This window comes from Porphyromonas bennonis DSM 23058 = JCM 16335 (genome assembly GCF_000375645.1).
GTDB lineage: Bacteria > Bacteroidota > Bacteroidia > Bacteroidales > Porphyromonadaceae > Porphyromonas_A > Porphyromonas_A bennonis.
This window is the reverse complement of record NZ_AQWR01000046.1, coordinates 1-13,671: the sequence shown is the minus strand read 5'-3', so window position 1 is coordinate 13,671 and position 13,671 is coordinate 1. Positions and strand designations below refer to the sequence as shown.

At 58.3% G+C, this 13,671-nt stretch carries 9 protein-coding genes; 6 read left to right on the top strand and 3 right to left on the bottom strand.

Annotated features, from left to right (window positions below):
- Window positions 1-315 precede the first annotated feature (315 nt).
- The 6 genes from B088_RS07195 to B088_RS07170 all read left to right on the top strand — a co-directional run bounded on the left by B088_RS07195 (window position 316) and on the right by B088_RS07170 (window position 8,073).
- The gene (locus B088_RS07195; RefSeq protein WP_025082210.1) at window positions 316-2,718 is read left to right on the top strand and encodes a TonB-dependent receptor; all 2,403 of its coding nucleotides are present in this window, start codon (window positions 316-318) and stop codon (window positions 2,716-2,718) included.
- A gap of 210 nt (window positions 2,719-2,928) precedes the next feature.
- Window positions 2,929-3,471, top strand: a complete 543-nt coding sequence (locus tag B088_RS07190) for a hypothetical protein (RefSeq protein ID WP_018107744.1) — start codon at window positions 2,929-2,931, stop codon at window positions 3,469-3,471.
- 141 nt (window positions 3,472-3,612) lie between these two features.
- A complete protein-coding gene (locus tag B088_RS07185) occupies window positions 3,613-4,905 on the top strand; it encodes an adenylosuccinate synthase (protein WP_018107743.1) in 1,293 nt (430 codons plus the stop codon).
- Between the two features lie 6 nt (window positions 4,906-4,911).
- Window positions 4,912-5,607 (top strand): zinc metallopeptidase, encoded by a 696-nt coding sequence (locus B088_RS07180; RefSeq protein ID WP_018107742.1) that lies wholly within the window; start codon window positions 4,912-4,914, stop codon window positions 5,605-5,607.
- 129 nt (window positions 5,608-5,736) lie between these two features.
- On the top strand, window positions 5,737-6,465 hold the full coding sequence (locus tag B088_RS07175) for an energy transducer TonB (RefSeq protein ID WP_018107741.1): 729 nt from the start codon (window positions 5,737-5,739) through the stop codon (window positions 6,463-6,465).
- 231 nt (window positions 6,466-6,696) lie between these two features.
- The gene (locus tag B088_RS07170) at window positions 6,697-8,073 is read left to right on the top strand and encodes a TrpB-like pyridoxal phosphate-dependent enzyme (protein ID WP_018107740.1); all 1,377 of its coding nucleotides are present in this window, start codon (window positions 6,697-6,699) and stop codon (window positions 8,071-8,073) included.
- A gap of 59 nt (window positions 8,074-8,132) precedes the next feature.
- Here the strand turns inward: B088_RS07170 and B088_RS07165 are convergent, their stop codons facing one another.
- From B088_RS07165 to B088_RS07155, 3 genes are read right to left on the bottom strand one after another with little or no spacing between them, the layout of a single operon-like run.
- Window positions 8,133-9,200, bottom strand: a complete 1,068-nt coding sequence (locus B088_RS07165; protein ID WP_018107739.1) for an NAD-dependent epimerase/dehydratase family protein — start codon at window positions 9,198-9,200, stop codon at window positions 8,133-8,135.
- A 34-nt stretch (window positions 9,201-9,234) separates the two neighbouring features.
- Window positions 9,235-12,243 carry an AAA family ATPase gene (locus B088_RS07160; protein ID WP_018107738.1) on the bottom strand — a complete coding sequence of 1,003 codons (3,009 nt, stop codon included), beginning with the start codon at window positions 12,241-12,243 and terminating at the stop codon, window positions 9,235-9,237.
- On the bottom strand, window positions 12,240-13,424 hold the full coding sequence (locus B088_RS07155) for a metallophosphoesterase family protein (protein WP_018107737.1): 1,185 nt from the start codon (window positions 13,422-13,424) through the stop codon (window positions 12,240-12,242). Before B088_RS07155 ends, B088_RS07160 begins: the two co-directional genes overlap by 4 nt.
- Window positions 13,425-13,671: the final 247 nt, after the last annotated feature.

Genomic DNA, 13,671 nt, shown 5'->3' with positions numbered 1-13,671 from the left:
GCGGGGTCGTATACCTTGAATGCGTCGTCGTTTCCCGGGGTCTTCGGCACTTCGTGCCTCGACACCCGGTCTAAAAAGCGATGATCCCTCCGGGGCTTCGCCCCCTGCGGGATCGGCATGCGGTAGCAGCATGGCTGGGTTCCGTCGACGGGATTGCACAGCGACAGAGATTATCACTTCTTTGCTTTAAGGCTCAAATGCGTCAGCCCTGGCCACCCGTCCGACTTGCCCGACAAGGAAATGTCATCCAAAAGTAACCGATATGTAACAACTATCACCGAACTTCGCAGAGCATAAACCTACACACACTTCACTATGTATTCACTCAGTCGGAGAGGAATAGCTCTCCTGTGCTCTCTCCTGCTCACGACTCTAGCAGCCTCCGCACAGGGGACCGTCAGAGGAAGGATCACGAGCGCCAATCCAAATGCACCCATTACCGCCGCTACAATCCTCGTCCGGGGGACAGAACCCTTGGTCTACACCACGATGGGAGAGGATGGGGTCTTTGAGCTCCAGGTACCCACCGGGCGCCAGACGATCGTGGTGCGGAGCATCGGCTTTCTGAGCCGAGAGCTGTCAGTCACGGTGATGCCGACCAAGGAGACGGTCCTTGACGTAGAGCTGGAGCCCCTTGATGTCGTGCTCGGCGAGGTACTTGTCTCTGCCCCCTATGATAAGAGCAAGACGCTCGACCCTCTGAGCTTTGCCGGAGGGCGGAGTTTCAGCACCGACGAGACCTACCGCTTTGCCTCCTCACTCGGTGACCCGGCACGTATGGTCCGGAGCTATGCCGGTGTCATGCCCGCCAACGACAGCCGCAATGACATCATCATCCGTGGCAATAGCCCCATAGGTCTGCAGTGGGTCCTCGATGGCATCGAGGTGCCCAATCTCAATCACTTCAATGCCGGCATCGGTCTCACAGGCGGGCAGGTCTCTATGATCAATACCAACCTGCTGACCAACTCGGACTTCCATCTTAGTGCTTGGCCTGCCCCCTTCGGCAACGCCCTCTCCGGAATCTTTGACCTGACGATGCGCCCCGGCAACACCGCACACCACGAGGGCTGGCTGCAGGCCGGCTACGGCGGTCTTGAGCTGGGGTTCGAGGGACCGATCCCAGTGGGAAGCGAGTCCAATTACCTCATCTCCTACCGCTACTCTGTGCCGCGGATCATGAGCGGGCTCAAGCTGATGAAGCTCCCTGCCGTCCCAGAGTATCAAGATCTGACGGCCAAGGTCACCCTCCATGCCGACGACCGGCACAGCCTTTCACTCATGACACTCTGGGGAAAGAGCTTTATCAAGATCAATACGGAGGAGTTGGTGTCGGCAGAGGACGGTATGATCGACATAGAGGACGAGGGGGCGCTCGACAGCTACAATCAGCTCGTCGACGAGGGTAGCAGTAATCTCATCGTTGGTCTCACCCACGATGCCAGGTGGAGCAAGCAGGTGCAGCAGCGCACTACCCTCTCCCTCGTCCGTACGACCCTTGACCTCGATGTCAGGAAGCAACTCAAGGAGAATGGTGAGCTGACGGACAACTACGAGCGGGTGATGAAGGACACCTCCAAGGAGATCAAGTACTCCCTCCACACCGATCTCACTTGGCACCCCGACCTCTCCTCTCTCGTGGTGGCGGGAGCGACAGGAGATATCTATCAGGTGGACTACCACGCTGACATACCGATAGCAACGGATGCGGGCACGGTAAGCGAGCAGGGGCGATTTGGTGTGGGACGTCTCTATGGTCAGTATCGCTACAAGCCGTCTCAGCGCTGGGCTCTCACCGCCGGACTCCACGGCATGATGACGACACTCAATACACATAAGACTCTCGAGCCGCGTCTGGGACTTATGTACGAGCCGGCGCCGTCCCATATCCTCGGTCTGGCGGGAGGGCTCTACAGCCAGCTCCAGCCGAGGACCTTCTACTTTGCCCGCATACCAGGTTCGGACGAGGAGACCAATAGGGACCTCAAGCCGTCTCGTGCCTGGCATGCGGACGCCTACTACGACTGGGCCTTTGCCCCCGACTGGCACTTCAAAGTGGAGGGCTACTACCAGCACCTCTTCGACATCCCGGTACAGCAGGATCCCACCTCCGCCTGGAGTATGCTCAATGTCGGCGTCTCGGATGACAACAGCATCGTCCCCCTGCCAAGTCTTGTCAATCGCGGAACCGGGCGAAACGTCGGCGTGGAGCTGACGCTGGAGAAATTTATCTCCAAGAATTACTACCTCCTCACCAATGCGACCCTCTTCAGCTCCACCTACACCACCGGCTCCTCCTCCAAGCGGTGGCACACGGCGATGGACGGCGGATATATCCTCAATCTCACCGGCGGCGGAGAGTACGCCATCAGCAAGTCATGGACCCTCACGGCGGACCTCAAGAGTACCTTCGCCGGAGGTATGCGCTACACGCCGCTTCTTAGGGAGCAGTCCGCTGCCGAGAAGCGCCCCGTCCTCGATGCTGAGCAGAGTAACACCCTCCAGATGAAGCCTTACTTCCGGACAGATATCAAGCTGGGATTCCGCCACCCGGGGAGACGGATCACGGAGGAGTTTGGCCTCGACCTGCAGAATGTCACCAATTACCGCAACGTCATGGCCATGACCTACAACGAGCGAACCAACGACTACACGGCGATGCGGCTCCCGGGATTCGGCATCATGGCGACCTGGCGCATCAGCTTCACCGTTCGCTGAGCGTGCCATAAGAACCTGGTTTTCAGCAGAAGGAAAACCATCGGATCTATTACCGGTATTAGGCTGATCTAAACCCGGTATTAGTCGCGACTAATACCGACTATAGTTTTCTCTAATATCGGTATTAGTAATCTCCGATCGGAGATCGGATTATTGCTTAACTTTGTCCGACCAGATACTCCCGGGTACCAACAACCACTTAACTATCCCATGAAGAGAAACTTTATCCTCAGACTATCCCTCGGACTGATCATCCTCTCCTCACTGCTCTCCTGCAAGGACGGGACCGGTGAGCCGATCGATATGCACGAGCCGGAAGGGGTCAAGATGACAGATGTGGCGATCCGGCTGGAGGACTGGATGGGGAAGCAGGTCATGAACGATGCGCTGGTCAGAGATCTGATGATCTTCGATATGGAGCGAGGCGGCAGCCGGATCCCCTACTCCTTTGTCACCAAGGGAATCGACTGCTACATCAGCTTCATGGCACCCGTCCCTTCGTCCGTGCTAAGGGGGGAGAGAAAGGGGACCGTCAAGTCACGCATCAAGATTGCCTACAAGACTCAGAGCATTCCCCTCGAGTGCACCATGACCTTCGCTCACGGACGGGAGGGATACTATATGGACAGCGTCTTCGTGCTGCAGAGCATACGGATCGGCGACAAGACCATAAAGCGTCCGGAGAGGGGTCCTCTCCTCATCACACTGCGGCTGGACTATAAGGATGAGAGGGTGGAAGTGATAGCCAAGTAGGTCGATCGGCACCGACAAGAGAGAGCGAGGAGTTCGAGAGATAGCTTTTCGCTCTCTCGGACTCCTTTGCGGATGAATGAGTGGCGAAATTGCTATATTTGTACTCACAGATATAGTAAGATAGATAATAGATACTGAGCTATGGATAATAAGGTAGATGTCCTGCTGGGACTGCAGTGGGGCGATGAGGGAAAGGGAAAGGTGGTCGATGTGCTGACCCCCCACTACGATATCGTCGGTCGCTTCCAGGGCGGACCCAATGCCGGTCACACGCTGGAGATCGAGGGGAAGACCCACGTCCTGAGATCGGTGCCGTCGGGAGTCTTCCAGAGCGGATCGGTCAATATCATCGGTAACGGCGTGGTGCTCGACCCGATCCTCTTCGCCAAGGAGGCCGAGGAGCTGGAGGAGGCCGGCGTGGTGCTCCACGAGCGGCTGCGCATCGCCCGCAAGACCCACCTCATACTGCCGACCCATCGTCTCCTCGATGCCGCCAATGAGCAGGCCAAGGGGAGTACCAAGATCGGCACCACCGGAAAGGGCATCGGACCGACCTACACCGATAAGATCAGCCGCAACGGACTTCGCGTCGGCGACATAGAGACTCCGGACTTCCGTGCCAAGTACGAGGCTCACCGGGAGCGTCATCGCCGCATGCTGTGCGACCTGCTGGGTCACGATCCTCTCGAGGAGGCCTCCTTTGCGGAGCTGGAGAGAGAGTTCTTCGATGCGATCGAGAAGCTGAGAGCCTACAAGCTGATCAATTGCGAGTACTTTATTAATGATGCCCTCATCGAGGGCAAGCGAGTGCTTGCTGAGGGGGCGCAGGGCAGTCTGCTGGACATCGACTACGGCTCCTACCCCTTCGTCACCTCCTCCACCACGATCGCCTCAGGCTGCTGTGCCGGCTTCGGCGTGGCTCCGTCCCGGATCGGTCGGGTATTTGGGATCTTCAAGGCCTACTGCACCCGCGTCGGCGAGGGTCCCTTCCCGACAGAGCTCTTCGATGAGACCGGGGACGAGATGAGCCGCGTGGGACACGAGTACGGCGCAGTCACAGGGCGGAAGCGTCGCTGTGGCTGGATCGACCTCGTGACCCTCCGGTACACCACTATGCTCAGCGGGGTCACCGACCTGATCATGACCAAGGGCGATGTGCTGGGAGGCTTCGACGAGATCAAGGTCTGCACGAAGTACCGGGTCAATGGTAAGGAGACAACAGAGTACCCCTTCGACATCAATGCCGAGATCGAGCCGATCTACACCACTCTGCCCGGCTGGAAGTGCGACCTCACCGGCATCACCCGAGCTGAGGATCTGCCCGAAGCCTTTACCTCCTTCATGCGCTTTATCGAGAGAGAGCTGGGGGCACCCATTTCCATCGTCTCCGTCGGTCCGGATCGGACGCAGACCATTATCCTGAGAGAGATCTGATCGACCATGACTGGCTCCACAAGCACACTCCTCTGGATCCTCCTCTTCGTGGTGATGATCGTCGGGATGATCATCCAGAGGAGCCTGACGTCAAAGTTCCGCAAGTACAGCAAGATCCCCCTCCACGACGGACTCACCGGCAAGGAGGTGGCTGAGAAGATGCTCCGCGAGAGCGGCATCACCGATGTGGAGGTGCGTCCGACGCGAGGGATGCTGACAGACTTCTACAACCCCGGCGACCGGACGATCAACCTCAGCGAGGGGGTCTACTCCTCGAGGAGCGTCGCCGCCGCTGCCGTAGCGGCTCACGAGACCGGACATGCCCTGCAGCACCATGTGGGGTACAGTATGCTCCGGGTGCGGACAGCTCTGGTGCCTGTGGTCACCTTCTCCTCCAATATCCTCAGCATCGTACTGCTCGCCGGGCTGCTGCTGGTGCGGGTCTTCCCCGAGCTGCTGCTCTTCGGGATCATCCTCTTTGCGGCGACGACGCTCTTCAGCTTTGTCACCCTGCCGGTGGAGATCGATGCGAGCCGCCGTGCACTCGGCTGGCTGGAGCGAAGCGGCGTGACGGGCCCTGAGGACCACAAGTACGCCGTCAGTGCGCTACGTAGCGCCGCCTACACCTACGTCATAGCGGCGGTAGGTTCGCTCGCCACTCTCCTTTACTACATATCGATATATAGTGGCAATAGGAGGTAAAAAGAGCATTTCTCACCCGAATGTGCTTTGTTTTCTCAATAAAAAGAGTACATTTGTGGACAAGTCCGTGGTTGCGGCTGCGGAGGAGTATGACGAAACCAACAAAAAACTCTATAACTTACAAGAAGCATGAGCGATAACATGAACGTCGAGGACCGTCAGGTCAAGAAGACTAAGCGTGCTGACCTTGAGAAGAACAAGGGCACGTACTTCTTGATGGGTCTGCTCGTCTCCCTGGGTCTCGTGTTTGTAGCCTTTGAGTGGGGTACACACGATGTCAAGGTGGACGAAGTAGAGACTGACGCAGTCATCGAGGAAGTCGAGGACATTATGATCACGCCACCCGACGAGACCCCTCCCCCACCCCCCGAGCCCGAGGAGGCTCCGGTGAATGTGGAGATCCTCCAGGTCGTCGAGGATGACGTAGAGGTTGCTGATGTGGAGATCGCCTCTGTGGACGACTCCTTCGATAAGCTGCAGCAGACCTTTACTCCGCCGGCACCTGCACAGCAGGGTCGCAAGCAGGAGAAGGTAGAGGAGGAGCAGATCTTCGAGTTCCTCGAGGAGATGCCGGAGTTCCCTGGTGGTGAGAAGGCCATGCTGAAGTGGCTCGGTGACCACGTGAAGTATCCTGCCGTAGCGGCAGAGAATAACATCCAGGGACGTGTCATGGTCAGCTTCGTCGTAGAGCGCGACGGCTCTGTGTCCAACGTCAAGGTGGATCGCGGTGTGGATCCCTCACTCGATAAGGAGGCCATCCGTCTCGTGGAGTCCATGCCGAAGTGGAAGCCTGGTATGCAGACCGGTAAGCCGGTTCGCTGCCGCTTCAGACTCCCTGTGACCTTCAAGCTCCGCTAATCCATACCCTACTATGTCAGTCCACACCTACAGATCACAGAGCAGCACGCTCAATTGCTGGTGGTGGCGCCGATATACGACTGTATACCGGAGCAGGACTGCTGATGTCTCTTTAGGTATGATCTAAGAGACTAATAGGGACGGGAGAGAAATCCCGATACCATACAAGAGCAGGAGACCTTCCGGTATAAGCCGGGAGGTCTCCTGCTCTCCTATTATTACCATCAAGATATGAAACAGAAGAAAATCATTCTCCCCGAGCATGAGATCCCCACAGAGTGGTACAATATCCAGGCTGAGATGCCCACCAAGCCGCTCCCTATGCTCGACCCGAAGAGCCTCCGACCCATCACCGCCGAGGACCTCTACCCGGTATTTGTCGAGGAGTCAGCCAGGCAGGAGCTCAATCAGACCGATGCCTGGATAGCGATACCGGATGAAGTAAGGGAGAAGTACCGGATGTACCGCAGCACGCCACTCGTCCGCGCCTACGAGCTGGAGCGGGCACTGGACACGCCGGCGCACATCTACTTCAAGGACGAGGGCGGCAGTCCCTGCGGTTCGCATAAGCTCAATAGCGCCCTCGCCCAGGCTTACTATGCGAGGGAGCAGGGCGTCACCAACGTCACCACCGAGACCGGTGCCGGACAGTGGGGCAGTGCGCTATCTCTCGCCAGCCGTATCTTCGGGCTGGAGTGCGCCGTCTATCAGGTACGCGTGAGCTACGAGCAGAAGCCTTCCCGCCGGACGATGATGCAGGTCTACGGCGCTCAGCTCACCCCTTCGCCCAGCATGAGTACTCGGGCGGGAAAGGATGTGCTGACGAGAGACCCCGACAATCCCGGCTCCCTCGGCATGGCGATCTCCGAGGCGATAGAGCTGGCACGCACCACCCCCAATACCAAGTACCTCCTCGGATCGGTGATGAACCATGTGGGACTGCACCAGACAGTCATCGGACTGGAGGCGGAGCGACAGATGGAGCTGGCAGGAGAGCAACCGGATGTGGTAATCGCCTGCTTCGGTGGCGGCTCCAACTTCAGCGGGATGATCTTCCCCTTCCTCCGCCACACCCTACGCAACGGTGCCACCACCCGCTACGTAGCGGTGGAGCCAAGTTCCTGCCCCAAACTCACCCGAGGACGCTTTGCCTACGACTACGGAGATGAGGCGGGCTACACTCCGCTCATCCCGATGTACACGCTGGGTCACAGCTTTGTCCCCTCCGCCATCCACGCCGGAGGACTGCGCTACCACGGCGGCGGGTCAGTATTCTCGCAGCTGATTCGCGACGGTTACATAGAGGCGATGGACGTCGACCAACTGGAGAGCTTCCGCGCCGGAATGCTCTTCGCTCGGACGGAGGGGATCATCCCCGCCCCCGAGAGCTGCCACGCCATCGCCGGAGCGATCCGCGAGGCGGAGCGGTGCAAGAGGGAGGGGAAGGCTGAGACGATCCTCTTCTGCCTCTCCGGGCACGGTCAGCTCGAGATCTCAGCCTACGAGCAGTACATCCGCCACACGCTCACCGGCGGATCGCCCACCGATGAGGAGCTGAGCGCCGGTTTGAGGGATCTCCCCGAGGTCCCTCCGGAAGCGATCCACTGACCAGACACTGGGATAAAAGAAAAGGGGGCTGCCCAGATGGCGCAGTCCCCCTTCTCTTCTTACTCCATGGTCAGATCATCATCTCGGAAGAAGTGGCGCATCATCGTGACGTCTTGAGTCCTCCAGGCGACATAAGGCTCACTGATGTGGAGGAGGTAGCTCCTGACAGCAGAGGCAAAAAGCTTAGTGGCGAGCTTCTGGATACTCGGGATATGGCGACTGAGCTGGTAGTAGTAGTCTGCCAGCGTGTCGGTGCGGAAATGGACGATATCCTCCAGATCTTTCCCGTCAGCGAAGTAGCCACAGTGGAAATTCTTCGTCGCAAAAGCCCGACTCGGAAAATCAAATTCGCCCAGCCCGTAGATCTTGAAATTTCGGGTCAGGAACTCCCTGTAGGTGGTGGTACACTCCTTTCCTCCCCCGAGATCAAAGGTCCGACCATCCAGTTCGTCCAAGTGATCCAGCGCATTGACAAAGGCGCGAGCGGTATCCGCCGGGGTGCAGATCTCCAGCGTCGTATCCAGCGGCATATGGAACATGATCCCGGACATCGTGTGATTCTCAGCACCCATGATGGCACTGAGACGGAAGATCGTGTACCGCAGTCCCGACTCACGGATCAGCTGCTCCATGGCAAGCTTAGTCTGGGCGTAGTGGTCCCCCTCAGAGGGCTGCACGGGGTCAGTCACGCGGATCATGGGATCCTTGACCCGATCCCCGTAGACCGAGACACTGGAGGCCATCGCTATGAAAGCCTTAGGCGAGTGAGCCTTAAGCACCTTAAGTAGATTATTAGTTCCCTCGACATTGATCTTATTGGCGAGGTCAGGATTCTGATCGGCAGCCGGAGGGATGATCGCCGCGAGGTGGACGACGTAGTCCACTCCCGTACAAGCCTCCACCAGCGTCTCCGGTTTGGTGATGTCTCCATAGAATGGCTCCACGTGACCCTGCAGCTGATCGAAGAGATCACGATTCTGCGGGGAAGCGAGATCAAAGGCGCGTACCTCCACATCGGGACGGAAGCGGACGAATCCCCTTAGGACCCGAGAGCCGATGGTTCCTCCGGCACCGGTCACCAGGACGGTGCGTCTGGGAGCTGAGGCAGAGTAATATTTCTTAGTCATAGTCTGATCATTCTTTATCTGTAAACAATAGGTATTACAAATGTAATGCATTTGGACCAAACTCCTTCTGACCGCAACTATTCCGCACCCATTTTTGTCCGTCCCTGATCACCGCCAGCCGGCTGCGGGAGCGATCGATCGACTCCACCTCGATCCTCGTCGAGATGCGCTCCCTGAGTGCCTGCACGTGGCTGATGAGGACGATCCGCCGTGACATCCGCTCATGCAGCTTCTCCAGGGCCTCCACCACCATACTGAGACTGTGGGGATCCAGCGTGCCGAAGCCCTCGTCCATAAAGAGGGTATCCACCACACTCTCCCCACGCAGACGGGAGAGTGCAAGAGAAAGACTCAGCGCCACCATGAAGCTCTCCCCACCCGACAGGATCGTCACGCTCTGCGGTGGAAGGCTCGTCTCCGGGTCCACGACCAGGATCGCCGACGACTGAGGAGCGATCGTGAGGCGATACTTGGCACCGAGGTCTACCAGAAATTCATTAGCCGACTCCAGCAGATAACCGAGGACATAGCTCTGAGCAATGCCTCGCAGCTTCTTCCCTTCCGCATCCCCGAGGAGGTCCCGCAGCTTGTCCCATCGGGCTGCATCCCGGGCAAGATCCTCCGCCTCCGTCTCGAGACGTCTTTTCTCCTTTTTATTCCGCTTGTGGCCATCGAGCGTCGCCCGCATCCCTCCCAGCTCCGTATTTGTCCGATCGAGCTCAGTGCGGAGAGCGCTGAGCCTCTTGTCCAGCACGTCAGCGGTGGTCTGCAGGAGGTCGGGACATTCCGTCGTGAGCCTGGTCCTCTCCCTCCGTGCCTCCTCCTCTCCCCGAGAGAGCGTATGGAGTTCGGTCTCTATCCGGGTCAATTCTTCGATCACCTTCCCAAGCAGTGGTTTGTCGGGATAATCAGCCGGCTGAGCATCAGGAAAAGAGGAGACAAGGCTCTCCCTCTTAGTGGCAATGCGCTCCAGCTCAGCCCTGCCTGAGCCCAATTCGCTCTCTATGGAACTCCTCTGCTTACACTTCGTCCGATACTCGCGCACCTCTGACTGAAGGGTCGTGAGAAGATTCTCGGGATCTGTGCGAAGGGACGTCTGCCAGTCGGGATAAATGATGAGGGAATCCATCTCCGCCACAAGGTCGCGGGCAGTGTCCCTCTTGGACGCCAGCTCCCCCCGAAGTGTCGCCAGACTCTGCTTCGCACTGGAGACATCGGAAACCAATTCTTTCAGCTCCTGCGACTCCTTAGCAGACTTCTTCCCCTCCCCGTCCAGCTGCCGACGGAGCTGTCGGATCTCCGCCTGCAGCTCGTCTGCTCTCTCCTTCTGCTCGGCAAGCTCACTGATCTCAGAGCGGGTGGTTGTAAGAATGGTCTTGACCTCCTCCGGTGACTCTCCTCGACGGAGTCCCTCCCGAGTAATCTTCTGTTGCTCCTCCCTACTCCTCCGGATCAGCTCCGCCTGTGTCTTCTTCTCGACAGTCAGTTCGTCTTGCCGGGTCTTAAGGTCATCCCTTTTCTTCTTAGACTCTGCGTATTGCTCTTTTATCGGCTTGAGGAGCTCCTCAAACTCCCGATCGATCAGCTCGGCATGTATCTCCTGACCGCAGACAGGGCAGAGGTCCCCTGGGGAGAGTCCTTGGCGCAGTCGCTTGGCGGCATCTCCCACAGCGTCTTCCGCCTTTTTCTTCAGCTCTTCATCGCGCTTGAGTACCTCCTCCGCCGCTTCGAGGTCGGCAGCGAGTTTGTCCAGATCGACCTGCAGTTTGTCGAGTCTCGCTTCGCTCTCCAGCACACTCTGCTGCAGCACATTGAACCGCTCCTGATCGCGCAGCGCCTCAATGTGGTCGGACATCTCCTTTGGATGATATCCGTCATACTCCCCCTCCTTCACCTCTACCTGCCGGGTCAGCACGGCGACTTGGGCATCAAGTTCTCTTATGGAGCGCTGCTTAGCCTTCTGCTTCGGGCGAAGGTCTGCGAGGCTCTTCCGATCAGCTTTCTTCTCCCCCTTGATCGCCTCTATCCGCGACCAAATACTGCGGAGCTTGGTAAGCGACTGCACGATCTGCTCCTCCCTGTCGTACATCGGTATCGCAGCGGAGCAGCGGGCAATCTCCTCATCCAGCCGCGCCATCTCCTCCTTACGTGCCTCAGCCTCATCGATCAGCTGCTGCTCCGCAGTCAGTAATCCGGCAAAGAGACCCTCCAGTCGGGTGCGATCGATCGCATACTTCCCAAGCGCATCCTCCAGGTCGCTGAGCCTCGCCAGACGGGTCTTGAGTTCACTCAGCACGGTGATCTCACCATTTCGGGACTTGACCGTCTGCGTGTGCGTCCGGATCTGCGCCTTAGTCTTCCGCACGTCATCGGGGGAGAGGGTCTGAATGGCATCAATAGCTAACCTCTGTCTCTGGTACCTCTGCTTGTAGTGATCCGCGATCCGGTAGATCTTCTTCCCATACTCGGTGCACTGCTCCATCCGCGTCAGCCGCTCAAGGATGGACGAGCGCTCCCCCTCGCTGCTGTAGAGGAAGCGGGAGAAGTCGCCCTGAGCGAGTAAAACGGTCTGACAGAAGTCGTCATACGAGAGTCCGACGACCTCTTCGATCGCCCCTTTCACCCCCTTTTCGACCGTGTCCCCTCCGACCTTGGATAGAGTCCTATTGGGTCCCTGGATAGCGCCGTCATGCTGCCGACGGGCACGGTGAATCTCCCACGACGCCTCGTACTCGTCATCGGAAGTGGTCACAAAGGTGAGACTGCAGTAGGCGTCCACAGCGCCGCGACGCATCAGCTGAGCGACGTCCCGATTTTTATACTCATTATTGGGTCCATACCTCTCTTCGCTCCCGGCCCGCTCCAGTCGGGGCGCCCTGCCGTAGAGCGCGAGACAGATCGCATCCAGTATGGTGGACTTGCCGGCTCCGGTCTTACCACAAATCAGCACCAGTCCGCTCTCTCCCATGTCCTCGTCGAAGTCAATGGTCGCCGTCTCGAGGGAGAGAAGGTTACGTATCTTGAGCTTCTTCAGTCGTATCATATCTCTATCTCTTCCTCTTCACATAGGGCATCTATGGATCTAAAGAGCCCCAGCAGCTCCTCACGCTCCTCCTCCGCAAGCCCCCGATCCTGCAGGTACTTGCCCACGATCGTCACCGGATCCATCGCCACCAGCTCCTCCGGCGTGATAGCGCGACTCTCCTTCGTCTCGAGCCTGTCTGTCTGCGGGGACTCTATCTTGACCGTGCAGTACCGCCCCCTCTTCCCCTCCAGCGCCTTAGTGGCCTGTTCCAGGTGATCGAAAGGAAGGGAACCATCCCCCAGCACGTGAAGCCGGACGTAGGCATAACTCTCCGGATCCATCTCGCGCAACTCTCGGATCGCTTCTTCGAAAGGCGCCGCCTCCTTAGGCAAGGTAAGAAGTGGACGGAGGGTCTTCATCTGTCGGAAGTCGACCCTTGGCTCCTTCCCCTTCTCCAGATCCACCAGCAGCACACCGTGATCCGCCGGTTCGTCAAAGGAGATCGGCAGTGGCGAACCGGAGTAGTAAGCGCGGGCGGACAACCTCTGCCGCCGGTGAATATGCCCCAGAGCCAGATAGTCGTATCCGCCCGTGATGTCGCCCAGAGCCATAGCATCACTGCCCCCCACGATGTCGCGGGGCTGACGGGAGCCATTGAGCGCAGCTCCCGACACATAGAGGTGCGCCATCAGTACCGTCGGCAGGCTCTCCCGGCTCAGTTGCTCGATGATCCTTTGGAAAAAGCGCTCCTGCCGCCTATCGAGGGGATCGCCGTCGGCATGAGGAAAGTTAGCGGGGTAGCAGAAGGGGATCGCCATCACCACCCCTTTCCCCTCTATTTCGATCCGATTGCGAAGCGGGTCCGGACCGAGGGAGCCTATCAGGTGGACTCCATGCGGCAACCAGGGCGGAGCAGCCGCCTCCAGCCGAGGACCGCTGTCGTGATTGCCGGAGGTGAGGATGATCTCCGTCTCCGGAGAGCTGTCATGGAGCCGTAGGAGTGCATTATTCAGCTGCCTGACAGCTGTGGTCGAGGGCATGTAAGAGTCATAGACATCGCCACTCACTAAGAGTGCATCCGGCCGCTCCGCCCGCAGCAGCTCAGAGAGCTGAGAGAAGAAGTAGTCAAACTCCTCCTCCCGGTCATACCCATAGAGCTCATGCCCGACGTGCCAGTCGGCAGTGTGAATAATCTTCATAGCGTATCATATCCTTGGATCAAGTAAAGATACCTAAAAGAGCGTTCCCCCTTCTGTCCGCCCCCAGGGGTGACGCATTTAAGCCTTAAAGCAAAGAAGTGATAATCCCTGTCGCTGTGCAATCCTGTCGACTGATCCCAGCCCTGCTGCTGCCGCATGCCGATCCCGCAGGGGCGAAGCCCCGGAGGGATCATCGCTTTTTAGACCGGGTGTCGAGGCACGAAGTGCCGAAGACCCCGGGAAACGA